The following is a 23,403-nucleotide window of genomic DNA, read 5'->3' as shown; positions in this document are numbered from 1 at the left end:
ATGGTCACGATCCGCTCTCCTTCGGGTCCAGCACGTCGCGCAGACCGTCGCCCAGCAGGTTGAACGCCAGCGAGATGGCAAAGATCGCCAGCCCGGGCATCGTCGCGACCCACCAGTAATCCAGGATGTACTTGCGCCCCTCGGAAATCATCGCCCCCCATTCCGGCGAGGGCGGCTGCGCGCCCAGGCCCAGGAAGCCCAGACCGGCAGCCGTCAGGATGATGCCGGCCATGTCCAGCGTCACCCGGATCATCAGCGAAGAGATACACAGCGGCCAGATATGCCGCGTGATGATGCGGATCGGGCCGGCGCCCTGAAGGCGGATGGCATGGATGAAATCGGCCGAACGGATGGTCAGCGTCTCGGCCCGGGCGATCCGCGCATAGGGCGGCCAGGCGGTCAGCGAAATGGCCAGCACGGCGTTCTCGATCCCCGCGCCCAGGGCGGCAACAAAGGCCAGGGCCAGGATCAGCCGGGGAAAGGCCAGGAAGATGTCGGTCAGGCGCATCAGCACCTCGTCGACCCAGCCGCCCATGTAGCCGGCGATGGTGCCGATCACCAGGCCCAGCAGCGGCGCGACCATGGCCACGAGCAACACGATATAGATCGAGATCCGCGCCCCGTAGAGCAGGCGGGAATAGATGTCGCGGCCCAGGCTGTCGGTGCCCAGCAGGTGCCCGGCCTCGCCCGGGGCCAGCAGGCGCTGGCCCAGGTCCTGGGCAAAGGGATCGTGGCTGGCCAGCAGCGGCGCAAAGATCGCCGCCAGGATGATCAGGGCCAGGATGATCAGCCCGACCATGGCCAGGGTGTTCGACCGGAAGGTCAGCCAGCCCTGGTACCAGGCGCTCATGCGGGCCTGGCGGCGCGATTGCGGCTCTTCGGCGAGCAGCCAGTCCTTGAGGCTTTCGCTGCTCATTTCGACCTCGGATCAAGGAAGCGGTAGAGAAGGTCCGAAAAGATGTTCAGACCGACGAAGATGGTGCCGATCACGATGGTGCCGCCCAGGACCGAATTCATGTCATTGGCCAGCAGCGAGGTCGTGATGTAGCTGCCGATACCCGGCCAGGCAAAGATGATCTCGGTCAGGACCGAGCCTTCCAGCAGGTTGGCATAGGCCAGGGCGATGACGGTGATCAGCTGCACGCGGATGTTGCGGAACGCATGGTGCCAGACGACCTTCCATTCCGACAGGCCCTTGACGCGGGCGGTGGTCACGTATTCGGAACTCAGCTGTTCCAGCATGAAGGACCGTGTCATGCGGCTGATATAGGCCATCGAGTAATAGGCCAGGATCGATGCCGGCAGGATGATGTGGGAAAACGCGTCCTTGAAGACGGTGATGTTGCCGCGCAGCAGGCTGTCGACCAGCAGGAGCCCGGTGATCGGCTCGACCAGCCCCTGGTAGAAGATGCCCAGCCGGCCCGGCCCGGCAACCCAACCGAGGATGCCGTAAAAGATCAGCAGACCCACGAGGCCCAGCCAGAAGACCGGGATGGAATAGCCGATCAGCCCGACAAGGCGGGCCAGCTGGTCGATCCAGGTGCCCTTGCGCACGGCGGCCAGAACCCCCAGCGGAACGCCCAGGACAACGCCGATCAGCGTGCCCAGCGTGGCCAGTTCCAGCGTGGCGGGGAACACCCGCGCGATATCGTCGGCCACGTTCTGGCCGGTGCGGATGGATGTCCCGAAATCGCCCTGCAGCACGTCGCGCACGTAGATGCCGAATTGCACGACCAGCGGCTTGTCGAGGCCCAGGGCAAGGAATGTCTCGTCATATTGTGCTTGCGTCGCCCGTTCGCCGATCACGGCGAGCACCGGGTCGATCGGCATGACGCGGCCGATCATGAATGTCACGAACAGCAGGCCCAGCAGGGTGATCGCCACGGTGACGACCAGCCGCAGGGCCTTGCCCAGGAATGTTGCCTGGAGGGGCGCGCGCAGCGCCCCTCCGTTTCCGGTCACGTTGGCCACGGTCTTACTTCGTGATGACCCAATAGGACACGGCCGTTGTCGCCGCCCCTGCCACGAAATTCTCGACATTCTCCGCCATCGCGTTCTGTTCGATACGCTGGAACATGATGCCGAAGGGTGCGACCTGCTGGAACTCGGCTTGGATCTCTTCGTACATGGCCTTGCGGGCGGCCGTGTCGTTTTCCTGCACGGCGGCGAGGGTCGCATCGTTCATGTCGGCCGGATCCCAGGCATTCCGCCAGGCGAGATACCCGGTGTTGCCAGCCTCGTCGGCATTGTCGGGGTTCAGCGCGAAGGTGCCGGCATTGGTGTTCGGGTCCGGGTAATCCGGGCCCCAGGCACCAAGGTAGATGTCATGCTCGCGGGCGCGGTAGCGGTCCAGCGTCTGGGCACCGGTGCCGACGATCAGCTCGACGTCACAGCCCAGCTGACCCCAGGTGTTCTGCAGGCTCTGGGCGATGTCCATCCGCTCCTGCGCCTCGCGAACCGAGATCTTGATCGGCCCGCAATCGGCAAAGCCGCTTTCGGCCAGGGCCGCCTTGGCCGCGTCCATGTCGTAGGAGAACGGCTTGTCTTCAAGCGCGCCCAGGAAGGACAGCGGCAGGAAGGCCTGGTGGGTGATCCACTGGCCGTCGAGGAACGACCCTTCCATCCCGGCATAATCCGTGGCGTATTTCAGCGCCTCGGTGACCTTGGGATCGGCCAGCATCTCGTTCTTCTGGTTGGCCGACCAGTACATGATCTGGCCGCGCTGCTCGTCGACGATCTTGACGCCATCGGCATCACCCAGCCCGGCCACGTCCTCGGGCGACAGGTTGCGCGCAACGTCGATGTCGCCGCGTTCCAGCATCAGCCGCTGGGTCGCGCTTTCCTGGATGTGCTGGACGATCACCCGTTCCATCGCCGGCTTGTCGCCGCCGTATTCCGGGTTGAGATCCATCAGCACGCTCTCGTTCGGCTTCCAGTCGACGACCTTGTAGGGGCCCGAGCCGGCGGTGTTGGTGCGCAGCCATTCGTTGCCCATGTCGCCGTCGACCTCGTTGGCCATGACGGTCTGGCTGTCGACGATGCCACCGATCGTGGCGGTCAGGCAGTTCAGCACGAAGGATTGGGCGTAGGGCTTGTCGAGCGTGATGACCAGGGTCTTGTCATCGGTGGCGACGATCGTCTCTTCGACATTGTCGGCGGTAAAGCCGAACTGGGTCAGGATGAAGGACGGCGTCTTGTTCAGCAGCACCGCGCGGCGCAGCGAATACTCGGCATCCTTGGCCGTCACCGGGTTGCCCGAGGCAAAGACATGGCCCTCGGCCATGGTGAAGGTGATCGTGGTGCCGTCCTCGCTGATCTCCCAGCTTTCGGCCAGCTGCGGGCCGAACCCGGCTTCGAGGTCGAGCGGATCGAAATTGACCAGCTTTTCATAGACATTGCGCGACACGTCGGCGCCGGCGAACTCAAAGCTCTCGGCCGGATCGAACGTCTTGATGTCGTCGATGCGGTTGGCAATGACCAGCATGTTCGGCGGCGTCTCTGCCAGCACCGGCGCGGCCACCGCCCCGGACAGCATCGCGGCCACGGCGGCGGCGATGAAACGGTTGCGTTGTTTCATGGTTACTAAACTCCCAGTTGGTGTTTCTTGTCTTGGTGTCTCTTGCGATCCGGCGGGCCATGCCGCCGGGCCGATCCGGCTGCCGGTCACTCTCGCCACGTCTTCCGCAGCACGCGCAACCAGTTACCATGCGTGACCTTGGTCATCAGCGCATCGTCCACCCCATGCGCGCGCAGCGCCGCCGCAAGATTGGGCAGACCCGCGCAGTCACCGATCGGGCGCGGCACCAGCGAGCCGTCGAAATCCGATCCCAGGCCGACACGGTCCTCGCCCAGTCGTTCGACCAAATGGTCAAAATGACGGAGCAATATGTCAAGCTCGAAATCCGCATCCTTGCGCCCGTCGGGCCGCAGGAAGGCGCTGGCCAGGTTGATGCCGACCATGCCGTCGCTGTCGCGGATCATGTCGAGCTGGCGGTCGGCCAGGTTGCGGGCATGCGGGCAGACCGCCCAGGCATTGGAATGGGTGGCCACCAGCGGCGCATCCGAGATCGCCGCCACGTCGGCCATCCCGGCGGCATTCAGGTGCGACAGGTCGATCATGATACCCAGCCGGTTGCATTCGCGCACCAGCGCCTTGCCGGCATCGGTCAGGCCCGGGCCGATGTCGGGATCGGCCGGATAGCGAAAGGGCACGCCCTGGCCAAAGATCGTGTCACGGCTCCAGACCGGGCCCAGCGAGCGCAGCCCGCGGGCGTGGAACTCGTGCAGGGCGGCGAAGTCGGGGTCGATGCATTCGGCGCCCTCGATATGGATCGTCGCGGCCAGCCGCGGCCCCGGCAGGGCGGCGGCGATCTCGTCGACGCTGCGGCACAAGGTGATCGCCCCGGCCCGGTCCATGGCCTCCAGCGCATCGAACCCCCGGCGGGTCCAGTCCAGGGCGACATCGCGGTCCAGCGGCCGGGGCTTGGGCAGGTCGTACCGCGCCTGGCGCATCTGGTCATCGCGGTCCGAAGCGCCATCGGGATTGGGCGTGAAGATCGCAAAGATCCCCCCGCCCAGGCCGCCCTTCCGGGCCCGGGGCGCGTCGATATGCCCATCGTCCACGCCGGCGGCCAGCTGCTCGGCCGTGACCTGCCCGCGCAGGATGCGCAGGACGGTGTCATTGTGGCCATCGAAGAAAAGCGGCGTCTCGGGCATCAATCGTCCAGTCTCAGTTTGAACCCCAGGTGGCTGGGCACGAACCCGGCCTGTTCATAGAACCGATGGGCCTCGGGCCGGCGCTGGTCCGAGGTCAGCTGCACCAACGCGCAGCCCCGGGCGCGGGCCTGTCCCACCGCCCAGTCGATCATCTGCCGGCCCAGCCCCTGCCCGCGCAGGTCGCGGGCCACGCGCATGGCCTCGACCTGGGCCCGCCAGGCACCATGGCGCGACAGGCCCGGCAGGAAGGACAGCAGCAGGGTGGCCACGACGCGGCCGTCGCATTCGCCCACGGCCAGCACGTGGTTGGGATCGGTGTCGATGGCCGCAAAGGCCTCCATGTAGCCCTGGTCGGGCGCCGCCCCGGTCTCTTCGCGCAGCTTGCCCAGGTCGTCGTCGGCATAAAGCGCAACGAGCACCGGGATATCGGCGGCCCGGGCCGGGCGGATGGTCAGGTCGGCGGTCTTCATCCTGCGGACTGTCGACAAAAAACGAATGGCTGCGCAAGCCGAAAATGCGCGCCGGCCGCCCCCCGATCCGGGTGCCGTGGCGCAAGGCATCGCCCCGGCGCGGCCCGCCGCCCTGCCCTTTCGCAAAGCAGAATTGTCTGAACGCAAAGGTCTTGTGCCTACAGCTCCCGGGCCGGCTGACCTAGGCTTGCCGTCAGCTAACCGAGGGGCCTGCAACGCGCCCTGGTCGCGAAAAATCAGAAAAAACGAAAATTGGATGGCGAAGATGTTCAAGCTGGCCGCGTGTGCGGATCTGCGCGCAGGGACTGCGATTGTTGGTGTTCTGCTCTCTTTCGTGCCGGACATGGTGCTGGCGCAAAGCGTGACCTACGAGGATGAACCGGTCTACCTGGGCGAGGTCACGATCGGCGCCCGGCGGCGCGAGGAAGAGATGGTCGACGTGCCGGTCAGCGTCGTGGTGACCGACCGCGAGATGCTGGAGGTTGACCGGATCGACGACACCGAGGACCTGTCGCGGGCCATCGCGGGCTATGAACAACCCAATTTCGGCGATGACCCCCGCACGTCGCAGCCGATCATCCGCGGCGTCGGCACCCTGTCGACCCTGCTGTCACCCGACAATTCGACCACCACGACCATCGTTGACGGCGTGCCCTTCCCGGTCTTCGGGGTCAGCGGCCAGCTGCTGGATGTCGACCAGGTCGAGGTGCTGCGCGGCCCGCAGGGCACGCTGTTCGGGCGCAATTCGACCGCCGGCGCCATCGTCGTGCGCAGCCGCCAGCCCGATGGCATCAACGAGGGCAGCGTCAACCTGGAACTGGGCACCGACGGTTATGCCCGGGCGCAATTCGAAGGCGGCGCCCAGCTGAGCGAGGATGTCGCCGGCCGGGTCGCCCTGCGGTTCGTGCGCCAGGACGGCTATCTTCAGAACGACGAGCCCGGCCAGGACGACATCGGCGGCTACGAGGTCGGCGCCTTCCGCGGCGCGCTGAGCTGGTCGCCCAGCATCGACACCGAAGCCACGCTGAGCCTGGGCTACGAGAACGACAACCGCGATTCCGGCTATCCCTTCCTGCTGCGGGATTCGAATGCCTGGCAGGAAACCCCGTCGTTCGAGCGCAAGATGGGCTATGCCACGCTGAACTTCCGCCATGATTTCGGGGCGGTCGAGCTGTACTCGGTGTCGAGCTATCTCAAGTACGACATCCACAATTTCACCGACAACAGCGACGGCTACCTGTTCGGTGCCCTGCTGGGCGGCCTGCCGCCGGACATGTTCACCGACGACGGCCAGAGCAACATCTCGGACCAGGTCGAAACCCAGCTCTACCAGGAATTCCGCCTGCAATCCTCCGAGGGCGCGCCCGTGCCCTGGGTCGTCGGCGTGGCCTTTTCCAAGAACGACTATACCGAAGACGCCGTGGGCGTGGCCGATTTCTTCCCCACCAACAACGGCACCCGCCATGTCGAGCTGGGCACCCGCTCGCAGGCGATCTTCGGTGATATCATCGTGCCCTTTGCCGGGGCCTTCGAGGCCGGCGCCGGGCTGCGCTATACCCACGAGGAAAAGACCATCGACCATACCTTTGTCGGCAACGGCACGCCCGGCACGGTCGACAGTTTCGCGCAATCCGACAGCCGCAGCTTTGACATGCTGACCGGCCGCGCCTCGCTGAGCTATCGGCTGGCCCCGGGCAAGCTGCTTTATGCCAGCGTGGCCAAGGGCGCCAAGGCCGGCGGCTATCCGCGCTTTACCAACAATGCGAGCTACGGCGTGCCCGAGACCGGCTATGATGAGACCGGCATCTGGTCCTACGAGCTGGGCACCAAGATGGCCTTTGCCGAAAACCGCGGGTTCCTGTCGGCCGTGGCGTTCTACAACGACGTGACCGACGAGGCCGTGTTTACCTATGACGCGGTCAGCAACACCTTCCCGATCGAGAACATGGATGTCGAGAACTACGGGCTGGAACTGGAAGGCAGCTATCAGTTCGACAGCGGCTTTGCCCTGCGTGCGGGGCTGGTCTGGACCCATTCGACCATCACCGGCGTCGAGAGCGGGTCGTCCTTTGCCGGCACCGTGGGCAACGACACGCCCAACGTCCCGCGCCTGTCGACGGTGCTCAGCGCCAGCTACACCCGGCCGGCCGATTTCCTGAACCTGCCGCAGGCCACCGTGTCGGGCACCGTGCTGTGGCGCTATGTGTCCGAACGCGCGGTCGATCCGGCCAACAGCTTCGACCTCGAGGCGGCCAATATCATCAACGCCCGGCTCAGCCTGACCAACGGCAACACCGAATATTACGTCTTCGGCGAGAACCTTCTCGACGAGCCGCTCGAACAGCAGGGCTCGCTGCTGGCCCCGGGCGTGGCGTCGGTCGTCGTCGGGCGCGGGCGCACGCTGGGCGTCGGCGTGACGATGCGGTTCTGAGCGCCATGCCCGGACGGAGACCCGCATGAAAACGTCCAACTGGATCCTGCTGACCGCGCTCTACGTGTCCCAGTTCCTGCCCGTGGCCTTCTTCTTCATGGGCCTGCCCGTGATCCTTCGGGATCAGGGCATGGGCCTGGAACAGATCGGCGCGCTCTACGGGCTGGGCATGGTCTGGGTGCTCAAGTTCCTCTGGGCACCGCTGCTCGACCGGGTCCGGTTCGGCCGGTTCGGCCATTACCGGGCCTGGCTGCTGCTGGCCCAGGCCGGGATTGCCATCGTGCTGGTCCTGGTCAGCCAGCTCGACCCGCTGACCCAGTTCCCCCGGATGCTGATCCTGGCGCTGGTCATGACCGGGCTGGCCGCAACCCAGGACATCGCCGCCGATGCCACCGCCTGCCGCCTGCTGCCGCCATCGCTGCGCGGAGCGGGCAACGCGATCCAGGTCGCCGGCGGCGTGCTCGGCCTGATCCTGGGCGGGGGCGGCATGATCTATGTCTACGGCGCGCTCGGCTGGCAGGTCGGCCTGCTGTTCATGGCCGGCATCATGCTGGCCGTGATGATCCCCATCCTGCGCTTCCGCGAACCGGGCGAGGCGCCCGACCGGCTGGCCCGTTCCGCGCGAAATGCCGGCATGTCGCGGCTGTGGCGGGTCTGGTTGCAGGACGGCATGGGCAGCTGGGCCATCACCCTGATCGTCGTCAATATAGGCGTCAGCATGGTCTTTCCCATGTTGCAGACCGGGCTGGTCGATGCCGGCTGGAGTGTCACGGCCGTGGGCAGCCTGCTCAATGTCACGGCCCCGCTGGTCTCGCTGATCGCCGTGGCCCTGACCGGGCTGGTGCTGGTGCGAGTGTCGCCGGTGGTCGTCATCCTGGCCGTCCTGCCGATCGAGGCCCTGGCCGCGCTGGCCCTGATGCCGATCGGCACGGCCGAAGCCGGGAGGCTGATCGTGCCGGCGATCATCGTGCTCTACTGCGCCCATCACAGCATCTCGACGGCCGTGGTCACGCTGATCATGGCGCGCACCGGGCCGGGCACCGAAGGCAGCGATTTCACCGTGCAGCATTCGCTGTTCCTGCTGACCGGCTTTGTCGCCGGCGGCGGCGCGATGCAGCTGGCCGCCGCCCTGGGCTATGGCCCGTCCATCGCCATCGCGGCCGGTGTCATGGGCCTGGCCTTTGTCTTCTGCCTGGCCCTGCGCCGGCGCCTGGCCGCCCCCGGTGTCCCGGCAGCGGACGGGGCCGAGGGCTCCGACGGGCCGGACAAGGCAGACGGAGCAGGCGAGGCGGAAACATCCAATCGCGGCTGGGCCGAAACGATCGGGGCGGCCGGGCCGAACTGATCCCTGCCTGACCAGCGCCAGACCGGCGCCCGATCTGCGCCCCTCACCGGCGGCGGCCACGCCGCCGGACAGACGACCTGTCCCTGTCAGACCCAGTGTTCATCAATTGTTCATCAGTTGGAGGCCCCATGTTCATCGAAACGCCCCGGGACATCTATCGCGCGGCCAGCCATGCCGCGCCCTCTCCCCTGTCCTGCCCCTTTGACCCGTCCGATCCCGCCGGCCGCCCGGCCCACCGGCTGGCCCGTCACCGCATCGACGACCGGCTGACGCTGGTCACCTTCCACGGTGACACCCTGCCCGACGACATCGGCGCCACGCTCTGCCCGGCCGAGGATGCCGCCCTGCTCTGTGTCCATGCCGGCACCCTGGCCCTGAGCGACGGCCACGGCCAGCGCCACCTGCTGACCGCCGGCACCGCCAGCGTCGGCCGGGCCCGGGCCGCCGACCGGCCGCTGCGCATCGCCGCGTCCGACGGGCCCTGCGCCTTTGCCCTGCTCACCGTTCAGCCGGCCTGCCTGGCCGATCTGCTGCGCGAGCATTGCCCCGGCTGCCTGGCCCCGCGCCAGGGCTGCCCCACCGGCCCCGTTCTGCCCCCGATCCAGCTGTTGCCCGACCTGCGCGCCGTGCTGCACCAGTTGATGGCCTCGGACCTGCGGTCGGAACTGCTGCCCATGTTCCGCACGGCCAAGGCCTATGAGCTGCTCAGCCTGACCCTGGACCAGCTTTGCAGCCATGCCCAGGATGCCTGGCTTGGCCCGCGCGACATCCGCCAGCTGCGCCGGGCGAGGGCGATCCTCGATGACCGCGTGGCCGAGCCGCCCTCGCTGCTGGAACTGGCCCGGGAAGTGGGGATCAACGATTTCAAGCTCAAGAAGGGCTTCAAGGCGCTCTTCGGCACCACGCCCTACAGCTACCTGACATCGCGCCGGATGAGCCTGGCCCGCGAGGCACTGGTCGGCGGCGAGGCGTCGGTCACCGAAGTGGCCAATGCCGTGGGCTACACCAACCTCGGCCATTTCGCCGCGGCCTTCCGCAAGAAATACGGCGCCGCCCCGCGCGATTTCCGCAAGCAGGCCCGGCTGGCCATCGCGGCAAACTCCGCCGCGGGATGAAACCGCTCCGTGTCGGGGCGGCAGCGATCGCCCCGGCCGGTTTTCATGGCCCCCTGCGCCCCGGCCGCCCGGGCCCTGCGAAAGCGAGAAGAGATGCCCTCAGAGAAGATTGCCGTCATCGGCCTGACCTGCCGTTTCCCCGATGCGCCGGACGTGGCCGCCTTCTGGCGCAACCTGCTGGAGGGGCGCGAAAGCATCCGCCCCTTCACCCCGGCCGAGCTGGCCGCCAATGGCGCCGACCCGGCGCTGCCGGACGCCCCGGGCTTTGTCAACGCGGGCACCGAGGTCGCCGGGGCCGATACGTTCGACGCGGCCTTCTTCGGCATTTCCCCCCGCGAGGCGCTGTTGATGGACCCGCAGCACCGGCTGTTCCTGCAGGAATGCCGACGGCTGATGGACCTGGCCAACCTGACCGGCACAACCCGCCATGTCGGGGTCTTCGCCGCCTGCCGCCAGAGCACCTACCAGGCGCTGTTGCCCGAGCTGCATCCCGAAGAGATCACCCGCCCCGAGCGCTTTCAGCAATTGCTGGGCAACGACAAGGATTACCTGGCCACGCGCGTGGCCTACCGGCTGGACCTGGACGGGCCGGCGATGACGGTGCAGACGGCCTGTTCCAGCTCGCTTGTCGCCGTGCACCAGGCCTGCGAGAGCCTGCGCCGCGGCGAATGCCGGGCGGCGCTGGCCGGGGGCGTGGGGATCAGCTTTCCGCAGGGCGTGGGCTATTTCCACCAGCCCGGCATGATCTTTGCCGAAGACGGCCATTGCCGGCCCTTCGGCGCCGGGGGCAGCGGCATCGTGGCGGGCAACGGGCTGGGCATCGTCGCGCTCAAGCCGCTGGACGCGGCCGAGCGCGACGGTGACGTGATCCATGCGGTGATCCTGGGCTCGGCCGTGCGCAACGACGGGGCGCGCAAGCTGGGCTTTACCGCGCCCGGCGCCGAGGGCCAGGCCGCCACCCTGCGCGCCGCCTTGCAAAACAGCGGCGTGGCGCCCGGCGAAATCGGCCTGATCGAGGCCCATGCCACCGGCACGCCCCTGGGCGATCCGATCGAGATCGCCGCGCTGGAACAGGTCTATGGCGCGCCCGGCCGGGCCTGTGCCATCGGGTCGGTCAAGGGCAATGTCGGCCATCTCGACACGGCCGCCGGCGTGGCCAGCCTGATCAAGACCGTGCTGGCCCTGCGCGAGGCAAAGATGCCGGCCAGCCTGCATTGCACCCCGCCCAACCCGCATATCGACACGACGTCGGGCAGTTTCCGCCCCCTTGAGGCCACCGCCGACTGGCCCGACGGCCGACAGCGCCTGGCCGGGGTCAGCTCGTTCGGGATCGGCGGCACCAATTGCCACATGATCCTGGCCGAGCCGCCGGCCCCCGCCGGTGATGCAGCGGGCGCGCTGCCCGCCCGCGCCGCTGACACGGCCGAACCCGGGCCGTCCACCCCAATCGACAACATGGCAGACCCGCAGCTGTCCGCCCGGGCCGTCAACGCACCAGAGCCGGGGCCGCTTGTCCTGGCCCTGAGCGCCGGTTCGGCCGAGCAAATGGCCGCCCAGGTCGCCGCGATGAGCGACCGCCTGGCAGAACCCGATGCGCCGCTGGCCGCGATCTGCCGCACCGCCGCCACCCGCCGTGCCCGGCGCGGCCTGCGCTTGGCGGTCTGCGCCGAGGATGCCCCCGGGCTGGCCGACGCACTGGCCCGCACCGCGCCGCAACCGGCGGCAGGCCCCGGCCGGACAGCGTTTCTCTTCAGCGGGCAGGGCAGCCAGATCAGCGGCATGGGCCGCGCCCTGGCCGCCGCCGATCCGGTCTTTGCCCGGGCCTTCGACGCGGCGCTCGGCTGGTTCGCCGCCGCCGGCCTGCCCGATCTGGGCGCGGTCATGCACGATCCCGCCCGGCGGAAAGATCTCGACCGCACGCTTTACACCCAGCCCGCGCTTTTTGCCTATCACCACGCCATGACGCGCATGCTGGCCGACAGGGGGCTGATCCCCGACCTGGTGCTGGGCCATTCCATCGGCGAATTCGCCGCCGCCGTCGCCGCCGGCGCACTGGCCCCGGACCGGGCCGCGGCCCTGGTGGCAGAACGCGCCCGCCTGATGGAAACCGCCACCCCGCCGGGCGCCATGCTGGCCCTGCAGATGTCGGCCGAAGCCGCCCGGGCCTGCATCGCCGGCCATCCGCAACTGGCCATCGCGGCGGTGAACGGCACGCAGCGCGTGGCCGTGTCGGGGCCCGAGGCGGACGTCGCCGCCCTGGCCGACGACCTGGACGGCCAGGGGGTGGCCTTCCGCCGCCTGCCGGTCAACCGCGCCTTCCATTCGCCCTGCATGGCGCCGATCCTCGACCGGTTCCAAGAGGCCGCCGGCCGGGCCGGGCGGGGCATGTTGACCATCGACATGGTCTCGGGGCTGACCGGCGACCTGCTGGAGCCGGAGGCGCTCGACCCGCGCTATTGGCGCGACCAGCTGCGCGCGCCGGTGCAGTTCCACGATGCGCTGGCCGCACTGGCCGCGCAGGACGTGACCCGGGTGATCGAGATCGGGCCAGACGGCAGTTTCGGCCGGCTGGCCATGGACAGCGGCGCGCTGGCGGAGGGCATCACCGTGGTGCCCGGCGGGCATGACAGCCCCGCCGCCCTGGCCGCCGCGCTCTTCATGGCCGGCGAAGACCGGCCGATGGACGCCCATTGGGCCGCCCGCCCCGGCCCGCTGGCCGAGGCCCCGGCCCTCTCGCTGACCCCCCGCCGGTTCTGGCCCGACCCGGCACCGCGCCGGGCCGACGGCGGGCCGCTTGATGCCTGCCTTGCACCATTCTGGCGCGGGCGTCCGCTGGAGTTCACGCTGGATGTCCCGCTGCCGCTGGACCGGCCGGCCGAGGTGCTGCACCGCCGCGACGGGCTGCTGGGCCGGGCCGAACTGGACCTCAGCGGATCGCACCGGGCCGAGATCACTCCGCAGGCCGGCACCCCCGACATGCCCGATGGCACGCCGGTTCCGCTGGCCGATCTGCTGCCCGACCTGATCGCCGGCGAGACCGCGCAGGGGCTGGCCGGCGGTTGGCTCGGCGCCGGCTGGCAACAGGCCCGCCAGGCGATCCGGCACGGCCAGGCCCTGTGGCTGGTCCATCGCGACAGGCCCGTCGCCCGGCTGGATCTGAGCCCGGCCGCGCCGGCCGGCGACATCCGCAACTGGCACTGGCGCTGGCAGGACCGGCCCTGGCCAGAGGCCCCGGCCGCCACGCTCTGCATCCTGGGCGACGACCATTTTGCCGCCGAGATGCGCCATGCCGCTGCCAGCCTCGGCCGGGCGCTGACAGACCGGCCCGAGGCGGCCCAAGCGGTGCTCGATTGCCGGCTGGCGCCGCTGGCCCGCGACACCGCCGAGGCCATGGCCTGCCTGACCGAGGCCTGCCGGCTGGCGCAGGGCTGGATGGATTTTGCCGAGACGCATCCCGACATCCCCGTCATCACCCTTTTGCCCGAGGCCCCGGCCGGCGCGGCCGTGCAATCGCTGTGGCGCTGCGCGCGCAACGAGGCGCCGACCCTGCGGGCCTGTGCCGTCACGGTAGACGGCCCCGATCTGGCCCCGCTGGTCGAACATGCCGCCGCCCTGCCCGGGATCGGCACGGCGTTGCGGACCGTTGCGGGCCGGCTTGAGGCACCGCAACTGGAAGAAACCGCCGCGCCGTCCGACCCGGTCGCGCTGGACTGGCAGGGGCTGGCCCTGATCGCCGGGTTCGGCGTGGTGGGCCAGGCGCTGGCCGGCTGGCTGGCCGCGCAGGGCCTGCGCGACCTGGCGCTGGTCATCCGCCGCGAGATGGACGCGACCCAGCGCGCCGTGGCCGACAGGTTGACCGCCGATGGCCTGCGCCTGCACATCGTCCGGGCCGACCTGACCGATGCCGAAGGGCTGCGCGCCGCGCTGGCCGACCTGCCCCAGCCGGTGCGCCATGCCTTCCACACCGCCCATGCCGGCCATGGCGCTCTGCTGCGCGATGCCCCGCCCGATGATTTCGCCGAGACACTGCGCGTCAAGATCGCCGGCAGCCAGGCCCTCTGGGCCGCCCTGCAGGACCATGCGCCGGCGCTCTTCTGCCTCTTCAGCTCGGCCGCCCCCGCCCTGGCGATGCCCGTGGCCCGGCCTGGCGCGGGATATTGCGTGGCCAATGCCTGGCAGGATGCCTTTGCCGCCGGGTTGGCCGCCGAGGGCGCACCGGCCCTGTCGATCGCCTGGGGCCAGTGGGAAATGGAAGGCACCGCCAGCCGGGACGCGCGCAGCGCCGGCGGCTTCGTGCACCCGATCCCGGCACCCGAAGGCTTTGCCGTACTCAACGGCCTGCTGAAATCCGGGGCCAGCGGCACGATCCCGATCCGCTATGATCGCGCCCGGCTGGGCGACGTGGTCGCCGCCCTGCCCGCCACCGGCCCGGTGCTGGCCGGCCTGCTGGGCACGCCGACGGCCGCCGCCGACGGTGATGCAGGGCCGGAGAGCACAGCGGACACCGGGCCTGCCGCCGTCGGCCGCATGTTGCGCCAGCTGGTGGCCGACCGGCTGAAATGCCCGCCCGAGGCGCTGGACAGCGCCGCCTCGCTGACCGCACAGGGCGTGGATTCGCTGATCTTCCTGGAGATCGTCCAGGTCATCAACCGGCGCTTCGGCCTGTCGCTGCCGCCCACCGCCGGCTATGACTTTGGCACGATCGACGCGCTGGCCGATCACGTTGCCGCCGGGATTCCCACCTCGGACATCGATTTCACCCACCTGCTGGACACCGGCGGCACCACGATCCGCCCCGATCCCGATGCCGCCCATGCGCCCTTCCCCCTGACCGACCTGCAACAGGCCTTCTGGCTGGGTCGGGGCGACGGGCTGGATATGGGCGGGGTGTCGTGCCACGAATATGTCGAGCTGGACCTCACCCGGGCCGAGGCCGCCCGGCTGGAAGCGGCCTGGAACCGGCTGATCGCCCGCCATCCGATGATGCGCTGCATCATCCAGCCCGACGGCCGCCAGCGCATCCTGCCCGAGGTGCCCCGTTACCACATCGCGGCCGCCGACCTGACCGACCTGCCCGCCGCGGCACGCGACGCCGAGCTTGAGGCGCAGCGTCATCGGATGACCTACCAGGTCTTTGACCCGGCGCGCTGGCCGCTCTTTGAACTGCGGGTCAGCCACCTGCCCGACGGGGTGTCGCGTCTGCATCTGGACATGGACCTGATCGTCTTCGACATCCAGAGCTTCCGGGTGATCTATGGCGAACTGGCCGCCCTGCTCGACGATCCCGAGGCCCGCTTCCCCGACCTGGACCTGACCTTCCGCGATTACGTCCTGGCCGAACAGGCGCAGCGCGAGACGCCCGGCTGGCAGGCCGCGCGGGAGTACTGGCAGGCCCGCCTGCCCGACATGCCCCCGGCCCCCGACCTGCCGCTGGTGCGTGATCCGGCCAGCCTGGGCCAACCCCGGTTCCGCTGCCTGACCCACCGCCTGCCGCCCGAGACCTGGCGCGCCTTCCAGGACCGGGCGCAGGGGCTGGGCCTGACCCCCAGCGCGGCCATGCTGACGGCCTATACCCATGCCCTGGCGGCCTATGCCAAGGCGCCCGATTTCACGCTGAACGTGACCTATTTCAACCGCAAGAACGTGCATCCCCAGGTCATGGAGATCTGCGGCGATTTCACTTCGCTGATGCTGCTGCCCGTCGGCGCCCGGGCGGCCGAGCCGTATCTCGACGCCGCCCGGCGCACCCAGGACGCGCTGTGGCAGGCGCTGGAACACCGCGATTACAGCGGCATCCAGCTGATGCGCGACCTTGGCCGCCATGCCGGGGCCGGCGCCGAGGGCGTGCGGATGCCCGTGGTCTTCACCTCGATGATCGGCATGGATTTCGACGATCCCGACCAGCCCGGCTGGGCCCTGCGCCACAAGCAGGTCTACGAGGTCAACCAGACGCCGCAGGTCTGGCTGGATTACCAGGCCACCGAATATGGCGGGGCGCTGATGACCCGCTGGTTCGTGGCCGACGAGCTGTTCGATCCCGGCCTGATCGAGGGCATGTTCGCCTGTTACACCCGCCTGCTCGACCGGCTGGCCCGCGCGCCCGAGACCTGGGCCGCGCCCCTGCCCGACCTGCGCAGCCCCGACGAGATCGCGGCGGCCTCCGGGCTGGTCCCGGCACTGGACGGCCCGGCGCCCTCGGCGCGCAGCCTGGGCGATCTGGCCGAGACCGGGGCGGCCGGGGCTCCGGCGATCCTGACGGATGACGGCGTGCTGAGCCACGACGCCCTGCGCGGCCGGGCCAACCGGCTGGCGCATCACCTGGTCGGCGCGGGGCTGGCCCCCGGCCAGCCGGTGGCCATGGTGCTGCCCAAGTCCCGCCAGGCCGTTGTCGCGGCCCTGGCGATCCAGCGGGCCGGCGGCTGTTACGTGCCAGTCAATCCCGACTACCCGGCCGAGCGCCTTGCCGCCGTGCTGGCCGACCTGGCCCCCTTTGCCGTGATCTGCCCGCCGGACCTGGACCTGCCCGCAGGCCAGCGCCGGATCGCCCCGGAAGCCGCCGAGCTGGACACCCTGCCGACCACCGCGCCCATGCCCCGCCAGGGCGCCGGCGATCCGGCCTACATCATCTATACCTCCGGCACGACCGGCACGCCCAAGGGCGTGGTGCTGGACAACGAGGCTCCGCTCAACACCCTGGCACAGCTCAACATCCTGCTGGACGCCGGGCCGCAAGACCGCACCCTGTCGATGTGCGCCTTCCACCACGACATGTCGGTCTATGACCTCTACGGCATGTTCGCCGTGGGCGGGGCCGTTGTGCTGCCCGAAGGCGACCGGGCGATGGACCCCGACCATTGGCTCGACCTGATGGAGACCCATGCCCCGACGATCCTGAACGCCGTGCCGGCCTTTGTCGCGCTGCTGCTCGATGCCCAGGCCCGGCGGGGCACGGTGCCCCCGGCGCCCCGGCACATCATGATGGGCGGCGACTGGATCCCGGCCGAACTGGTGCGCCGGCTGCGGGCGCTCTGGCCCGATACCGTGCTGCATTCGATCGGCGGGCCGACCGAAACCGCCGTGGTCTCGATGCACCATACCATCACCGATGCCGATGCGGACCGGGCCCGCATACCCTATGGCCGGCCGCTGCCCGGCCAGGTCTGCCACCTGCTGAACCCGGCGGGGCAGGATTGCCCGCCCGGCGTGGCCGGCGAGATCTGCATGGGCGGGCTGGCCCGGTCGCTGGGCTATCACGGCGATGCCGCACGCACGGCGGCCAGCTACCGGGCGCATCCGGTGACCGGCGACCGGCTGTTCCACACAGGCGACCTGGGCGTGCTGCGCCCCGATGGCACGCTGGATATCCTGGGCCGGATCGACAACCAGCTGAAGATCAACGGTCAGCGGGTCGAGGCCGGCGACATCGAGGCCGCCATCGAGGCCCGGCCCGGCGTGCGCCAGGCGGTGGTGCTCTATCATGGTGCGCCGGTCCGACAGCTGCATGGCTATGTCGCCGCCGCCCCGGTGCCGGGCGATGGCGCGTCGACACCGGGCTGGGCCCGGGCGCAGCAGGACGGCCAGGCCGCGGTGCTGGCCCTGCCCGGCCGGTTCGACCTGGCGGCCTATGCCGCGCAATACGACCAGCTGGAGCTCTTTGCGACCTGGACCATGCTGCACACGCTGCAACGGGCCGGCCACCTGCGCGCGCCGGGTGACCGGGCCACGGCCGAGACCCTGTTCCGGTCGCTCGACGTGGCCGAGGCCGGGGCCAAGCTGTTCGAAAGCTGGCTGCGGGCGCTGGTCGATGACGGTTACCTGCGCCGCGACGGGGATGACCTGGTGGCCACCGACCGGGTCGGCCAGACCGCCGGCCTGCCCGACCTGCGCGCCGCGATCGACGCCCGCACCCGCGACGGGGCCGGCCATGAACGCCGGATCTGGTCGCTGATCTCGCGCTGTGCCGACCGAGCGGGCGAGCTGCTCAGCGCCCGGTTCAACCCGCTCGAACTGATGTTCGAAGGCGGCGGCACCGAGTTCGTCGAAAGCTGGTACCGCGAGAACCCGGTGTCGGCCCATTTCAACCGTGTCGCCGCGCAGGTGGCCGGCGGGTTCCTGGCCGACAGGCCCGGCCCGCTGCGCATCCTGGAATTCGGAGCCGGCATCGGCAGCGCCACCCACGATCTGCTGGCACAGCTGGCCGGACGGGAATTCACCTATGATTTCACCGACCTGTCCGATTACTTCCTGGACAATGCCGCGCAGACCTTCGCCGACTGGCCGCAGCTGCGCTACGGCATCTTCGACATCAACGACGATCCCGGCCTGCAGGGCTATGCCCCGGGCAGCTATGACCTGGTGCTGGGCGCCAACGTGCTGCACGACGCCCGCGATGCCAATGCGGCCAGCCGGATGCTGCGCGGGCTGCTGCGGCCCGACGGGGCGATGATGCTGATCGAAGGCACGACCAACCCGCGGTTCCAGATGATCAGCCTGGGCTTTGTCGAAGGGCTGACCCATTACGCCGACGAACGGCTCGACACCTGCCTGCCGATGCTGTCGGCCCCGCGCTGGCAGGCGGTGATGGACCGCGCGGGCTTTGCCCGCAGCGCGGCCTTCCCGCCGCCGGGCCATGCCGTGGAGGCAATGAACTACCATGTCATCCTGGGCCAGAACGACGGCAGCTCCACGGCGCTGGACACCGCCGCGCTCGGCCGGTCGCTGGCCGAAACGCTGCCGGCCCACATGGTGCCCGTGCGCTGGCACCAGCTGCTCAGCCTGCCGCTGACGCGCAACGGCAAGGTCGACCGCGCCCGGCTGCGCCGGGATGTGGCCGGTGGCACGGCCCCGGCCGCCGAGACCGCCGACCGCCAGCCGTTGCAGGGCGCCACCCAGCAGGCGCTGGCCGCGCTCTGGGCCGGCATCCTGGGCCGCGAGACGGTGGCGGCCAACGACAATTTCTTTGTCCTGGGCGGGGATTCCCTGCTGCTCACACGGCTGTCGGGGCAGGTGCGCGAAGGCCATGGCGTGCATCTCGACCTGGCCGCCCTGCTGCGCAACCCGCTGCTGGCCGATCAGGCCCGGCTGCTGGATGCCGCGCTGACCACCGCAGGGGCGCCGGGCAACCGTCCCGGGGATGACGCCGGCCCGACGGACGGGGCGGCGATGGAAACGGGGGTGATCTGATGACACAGGCCGTGATCATGCCGCTGTGGCAATTGCAGGAACAGCTGCGCGAACGCCGGGTGCGGCTGTGGGCCGAGGCCGGAGCGCTGCGGTTCGAAGCCCCCGCCGGCGCCGTCGACGCGGCCTTGCGCCAGGCCTTGGCCGCGCACAAGCCCGCCCTGCTGGCCGACCTCGCCGCCGCGCCCGATGCGGCGGCCTTGGCCCCGCCGATCCGCCCGGCTCCGCAGGACCGCCACGCGCCCTTCCCGCTGACCGACCTGCAACAGGCCTATTGGGTCGGGGAACGCGGCGGGGCGCCGCAATCGGCCGTGCCCTGTTATGTCCATCATGTCGCGCTGGAGGATGTCACACCCGAGCGCATGCAGGCCACGCTGGACCTGCTGCAAGAGCGCCACGAGGTGCTGCGCATGCGCTTCAGCCCGGACGGCACCCAACGGATCGCCCCGCCGGGCGATGCCCGCTGCATCCTTGAGGTGCTGGACCTGTCCACGCTGGAGCCCGAAGCCGCCGATGCCCGGGCCGCCGCCCTGGCCGCCGCCCACGCCGACACGGCCCTGCCCGCGCTGGAAGACGGCCCGCCGCTGGCCGCGACGCTGATCCGCATGCCCGAGGGCTGCCGCCTGGTGCTGACCCTGCGGCTGATCGTGCTGGACGGCCCGTCGCTGGCACGGCTGTTCCACGACCTGCTCGCCGGGCTTTACGACGCGCCGATGGCCCCGGCCGACCATGCCCTGTCCTATCGCGATTACGTGCTGGCCCTGCAGGATCTCCCGCGCGACGCGGCCCGGGCCTATTGGGACCGCGCCCTGCCCGACCTGCCCCCGCCACCGGCCCTGCCCCGGGCCGGCCGGGCGCCCGACCGCTCGCGCTTTGCGCGGCAGGCCGGGCGGTTGCGGCCCGAGGATTGGGTCACCCTGCGGCGCCGGGCGCAGGAACGCGGGCTGACGCCCAACGCGGTGTTGCTGGCGCTTTATGCTGCCGTGCTGCGGCCCTGGGCCGGGCGGGCGGATTTCACCCTGAACGTGCTGGGCAATTTCCGGCCCTTCGATCATCCCGACATGGCGGCCATCGTGGGCAACCACACCAACACCCTGCTGACCCCCTGCCTGTCCGGCGGGGCCTTTGCCGACCAGGCCCGCGCCCTGCAACAGGCCCTGGCCGAGCGGATGACCCATGCGGCGGTCTCCGGCGTGTCGCTCTGCCGCCGGCTGCACCGCGAGGGCGACACCACCACCCCGCCCGCGCCCTTTGTCTTTACCAGCGGGATCGGCCCCGGCACGGCCGTGCTGCCACCGGCGCTACAGGGCCGGTTCCGCACCCTGTCCAGCGAGCTGCGCACGCCGCAGGTCTGGCTGGATCACCAGGTGATCGAGACCCATGAAGGGCTGCTTTACTACTGGGATCACGTCGAGGAGATCTTTGAGCCCGGCCTGCCCGAGGCCCTGTTCGACCGCTACGAGACGGCGCTTATGGCGCTGATCCGCGACGCCGGCGCCTGGGACCGGGCCGATCCGGCCCAGCCGGCCATTCCCGCCCTGCCGCCCCTGGCCGAGGGCCCGGCGCCCGATCCGGGCGAGACCCTGGGCCGGGCGTTCCTGGAGCGCGCGGCCACCCAGCCCGAGGCAGTGGCCCTGGTCGATGCCCGGGGACGGGCGACATTCTATGGCACGCTGGCCGAGAAGGCCCGGCGCATCGCCTCGGGGCTGCGGGCGTCCGGCGCCCTGCCCGGCGACCTGGTGGCCGTGTCGCTGCCCCGTGGCCCCGACCAGGTGGCCTGCGTGCTGGGCGTGTCGCTGGCCTGCATGGCCTGGCTGCCCCTTGACCCGCGCCTGCCCGCCGCCCGCCAGCAGGCGATCCTGGCCCAGAGCGGCGCCCGCACGATCATCGCCGAGGACCGCCCCGGCGCGCTGCGGCCCGACGGTCTGGCCACCCATCCGCCCCTGCCCGACATGCCCCCGCCCGACGGCGCGGCGCTGGCCTATGTCATCTATACCTCCGGCTCGACCGGCACGCCCAAGGGCGTGGCCATCACCCATGCCGCCGTGCTGAACACCCTGCACGACATCAACCGGCGCTTTGCCGTCGGGCCGGGCGACCGCGTGCTTGGCCTGTCGGCGCTCAGCTTCGATCTCAGCGTCTACGACATCTGGGGCAGCCTGATCGCCGGGGCGGCGCTGGTCCTGCCGCCCGATGCCCCGGTGCCCGATCCGGCCGCCCTGCTGCGCCAATGCGCCCGCGACGGGGTCACCCTGTGGAATTCGGTGCCGGCCTTCCTGGACCTGGCCTTTGCCGAGGATCCCGCCGCCCTGCGCGCCGGGCTGTCCGCGCTGCGGGTCATCATGCTCAGCGGCGATTGGGTGCCCCTGCCGCTGGCCCGGGCCGTGCTGAACACCCTGCCCGAGGCCCGGCTGCACGCGCTTGGCGGCGCGACCGAAGCCTCGATCTGGTCCAACACCTTTGCCGTGACCGACGTGCCCGACGACTGGCGGTCGGTGCCCTATGGCCATGCCCTGGCCGGCCAGCAGCTGCATGTTCTGGACGGTGCCGGCCATCCCTGCCCACCGCTGGCCACCGGCGAGATCCATATCGAAGGCCACGGCCTGGCCCAGGGCTATTACCGCGATCCGGCCCGCAGCGCGGCCAGCTTCCGGGTCCATCCCTCGGGGCGCCGGCTTTATGCCACCGGCGATCTTGGCCGGGTGCGTCCGGACGGGGCGATCGAATTCCTCGGCCGCACCGATTTCCAGCTGAAGCTGCGGGGGTTCCGCATCGAGGCCGGCGAGATCGAGACCCACCTCCTGCGCGCGCCCGGGCTGAGCGCGGCGGCGGTGACGATCCTGCGCGACGGAGCCGGCCAGGACGTGCTGGTGGCCTGTTGCGTGGGGGCGCTGGACGACCCCGAGGCGCTGTTGGACCGGCTGCGCGGGCAATTGCCCGATTACATGGTCCCGCGCCACCTGCTGCCCATCGACGAGATCCCGCTGGGCCGCAACGGCAAGCGCGACCGCCAAGCGCTGCAGGCCGTTGCCTGGGCCGCCCTAGCCGGTCGTCCCCCGGCCCCGGCCGACCCGGAGGGACCGGACGATCCGGCGATCCCGCCCGCCCTGGCCCGGCTCTGGGCCGCGCATACCGGCACCACCCCGCGCTCCGGCGCGGCGCATTTCTTCCGCGACGGGGGCACATCCGTCCAGGCGGTGCGGCTGGTCCAGGCCCTGCGGCGCGAGATGGGGGCCGAGATCGACCTGGCCCGCCTGTTCCACAGCCCCACCCTGGCCGCGCTGGCGGCCCTTGTGGCCGGGCAGGACGCCGCCCCCGAAACCGCCACGGACGGGCCCGCCGAGGAGACCGACGCATGATCATCGCCCCCTTCTCCGACCGCAAGCCCCGCGCCGAGATCGACCTGTTCTGCCTGGCCTATGCCGGCGGCAGCACGGCGGTCTATCGCGACTGGGACCGGCTGTTTCCCGACTGGATCGCCGTGCGCCCGGTCGAATACCCCGGGCGCGGCATGCGCATGGGCGAGGCGCTGGCCACCGATCCCGACGCCCTGGCCACGCGGCTGGCCGACGAATTGCGCCCGGCCCTGACGCGGCCCTGGGCGATCTTTGGCCACAGCCTGGGCGCGGCGCTGGGATACCGGCTGGCGCTGGCGACCGGCGCGTCGCGGCCGCCGCTGGCGCTCTTTGCCTCGGGCCGTCACAGCCCGTCGCACCCCGATCCGTCGCGCCGCCGGTCGCATCTGGCCGATGCCGCGCTGGTCGAGGAGGTCCGTGCGCTGAACGGCTCGCCGGCCGAGGTGCTGGACAATGCCGAACTGCTGCCGCTGGTCCTGCCCGTCATCCGCGCCGATTTCCGCCTGAGCGAGATCATCAGCCGCCAGCCCTGTCACCGCATCCTGCCCTGTGCCCTGCATGTCTTTGGCGGCGCCGACGACCCCGAGGTGCCCGCCGCCGCGCTGGAGCATTGGCGCGACGTGGCCGGCCCGGGCTTTGGCCGCACCCTGCTGCCCGGCGACCATTTCTTCCTGCACCACGATGCCCAGCTGGACCGCATCCGCCGACAGATCTGCACCGACCTGGCCGATCTGCTGGCCCGCCCCGCCCGGCAGGGCGCGCAGGCCTGAGCCCGAATTCAAGGAGAGCA

Annotated in this window: 11 protein-coding genes; 6 read left to right on the top strand and 5 right to left on the bottom strand. The window is 70.3% G+C overall.

Features of this window, described 5'->3' with window-relative positions:
- Positions 1-4: 4 nt before the first annotated feature.
- The 5 genes from ACK3BB_RS22815 to ACK3BB_RS22795 all read right to left on the bottom strand — a co-directional run bounded on the left by ACK3BB_RS22815 (position 5) and on the right by ACK3BB_RS22795 (position 5,186).
- Positions 5-916 carry an ABC transporter permease gene (locus ACK3BB_RS22815; RefSeq protein WP_428929185.1) on the bottom strand — a complete coding sequence of 304 codons (912 nt, stop codon included), beginning with the start codon at positions 914-916 and terminating at the stop codon, positions 5-7.
- Positions 913-1,962: an ABC transporter permease gene (locus ACK3BB_RS22810; protein WP_428929184.1), complete on the bottom strand. Its 1,050-nt coding sequence runs from the start codon at positions 1,960-1,962 to the stop codon at positions 913-915. The genes ACK3BB_RS22815 and ACK3BB_RS22810 overlap by 4 nt, the downstream gene beginning before the upstream one ends.
- 13 nt (positions 1,963-1,975) lie before the next feature.
- Positions 1,976-3,577, bottom strand: a complete 1,602-nt coding sequence (locus tag ACK3BB_RS22805) for an ABC transporter substrate-binding protein (protein ID WP_428929183.1) — start codon at positions 3,575-3,577, stop codon at positions 1,976-1,978.
- 86 nt (positions 3,578-3,663) lie between these two features.
- The gene (locus tag ACK3BB_RS22800) at positions 3,664-4,716 is read right to left on the bottom strand and encodes a dipeptidase (protein ID WP_428929182.1); all 1,053 of its coding nucleotides are present in this window, start codon (positions 4,714-4,716) and stop codon (positions 3,664-3,666) included.
- The gene (locus tag ACK3BB_RS22795) at positions 4,716-5,186 is read right to left on the bottom strand and encodes an N-acetyltransferase family protein (protein WP_428929181.1); all 471 of its coding nucleotides are present in this window, start codon (positions 5,184-5,186) and stop codon (positions 4,716-4,718) included. The genes ACK3BB_RS22800 and ACK3BB_RS22795 overlap by 1 nt, the downstream gene beginning before the upstream one ends.
- Before the next feature lie 256 nt (positions 5,187-5,442).
- Here ACK3BB_RS22795 and ACK3BB_RS22790 point away from each other — a divergent pair, with 256 nt between their 5' ends.
- From ACK3BB_RS22790 to ACK3BB_RS22765, 6 genes are all read left to right on the top strand, one after another.
- Positions 5,443-7,617, top strand: coding sequence for a TonB-dependent receptor (locus ACK3BB_RS22790; protein ID WP_428929180.1), 2,175 nt, complete (start codon positions 5,443-5,445; stop codon positions 7,615-7,617).
- 25 nt (positions 7,618-7,642) lie between these two features.
- Positions 7,643-8,962: an MFS transporter gene (locus tag ACK3BB_RS22785; RefSeq protein ID WP_428929179.1), complete on the top strand. Its 1,320-nt coding sequence runs from the start codon at positions 7,643-7,645 to the stop codon at positions 8,960-8,962.
- 128 nt (positions 8,963-9,090) lie between these two features.
- On the top strand, positions 9,091-10,077 hold the full coding sequence (locus tag ACK3BB_RS22780; protein ID WP_428929178.1) for a helix-turn-helix transcriptional regulator: 987 nt from the start codon (positions 9,091-9,093) through the stop codon (positions 10,075-10,077).
- A gap of 93 nt (positions 10,078-10,170) precedes the next feature.
- On the top strand, positions 10,171-19,260 hold the full coding sequence (locus tag ACK3BB_RS22775) for an amino acid adenylation domain-containing protein (RefSeq protein ID WP_428929177.1): 9,090 nt from the start codon (positions 10,171-10,173) through the stop codon (positions 19,258-19,260).
- Entirely contained in the window at positions 19,260-22,616 is a 3,357-nt protein-coding gene (locus ACK3BB_RS22770; RefSeq protein WP_428929176.1) for an amino acid adenylation domain-containing protein, read from the top strand. Before ACK3BB_RS22775 ends, ACK3BB_RS22770 begins: the two co-directional genes overlap by 1 nt.
- The gene (locus ACK3BB_RS22765; protein WP_428929175.1) at positions 22,613-23,383 is read left to right on the top strand and encodes a thioesterase II family protein; all 771 of its coding nucleotides are present in this window, start codon (positions 22,613-22,615) and stop codon (positions 23,381-23,383) included. Before ACK3BB_RS22770 ends, ACK3BB_RS22765 begins: the two co-directional genes overlap by 4 nt.
- Positions 23,384-23,403: the final 20 nt, after the last annotated feature.

The organism is Marinibacterium sp. SX1, assembly GCF_050389775.1.
GTDB lineage: Bacteria > Pseudomonadota > Alphaproteobacteria > Rhodobacterales > Rhodobacteraceae > Marinibacterium.
Note: the sequence above shows the minus strand (reverse complement) of the source record. Positions and strands in the feature narration are given on the sequence as shown.

Bases quoted from the DNA above. Each gene is read 5' to 3' on its own strand.
- ACK3BB_RS22815 (WP_428929185.1), bottom strand. From the start codon at position 916: ATGAGCAGCGAAAGCCTCAAGGACTGGCTGCTCGCCGAAGAGCCGCAA.
- ACK3BB_RS22805 (WP_428929183.1), bottom strand. From the start codon at position 3,577: ATGAAACAACGCAACCGTTTCATCGCCGCCGCCGTGGCCGCGATGCTG.
- ACK3BB_RS22800 (WP_428929182.1), bottom strand. From the start codon at position 4,716: ATGCCCGAGACGCCGCTTTTCTTCGATGGCCACAATGACACCGTCCTG.
- ACK3BB_RS22795 (WP_428929181.1), bottom strand. From the start codon at position 5,186: ATGAAGACCGCCGACCTGACCATCCGCCCGGCCCGGGCCGCCGATATC.
- ACK3BB_RS22790 (WP_428929180.1), top strand. From the start codon at position 5,443: ATGGCGAAGATGTTCAAGCTGGCCGCGTGTGCGGATCTGCGCGCAGGG.
- ACK3BB_RS22785 (WP_428929179.1), top strand. From the start codon at position 7,643: ATGAAAACGTCCAACTGGATCCTGCTGACCGCGCTCTACGTGTCCCAG.
- ACK3BB_RS22780 (WP_428929178.1), top strand. From the start codon at position 9,091: ATGTTCATCGAAACGCCCCGGGACATCTATCGCGCGGCCAGCCATGCC.
- ACK3BB_RS22775 (WP_428929177.1), top strand. From the start codon at position 10,171: ATGCCCTCAGAGAAGATTGCCGTCATCGGCCTGACCTGCCGTTTCCCC.
- ACK3BB_RS22770 (WP_428929176.1), top strand. From the start codon at position 19,260: ATGACACAGGCCGTGATCATGCCGCTGTGGCAATTGCAGGAACAGCTG.
- ACK3BB_RS22765 (WP_428929175.1), top strand. From the start codon at position 22,613: ATGATCATCGCCCCCTTCTCCGACCGCAAGCCCCGCGCCGAGATCGAC.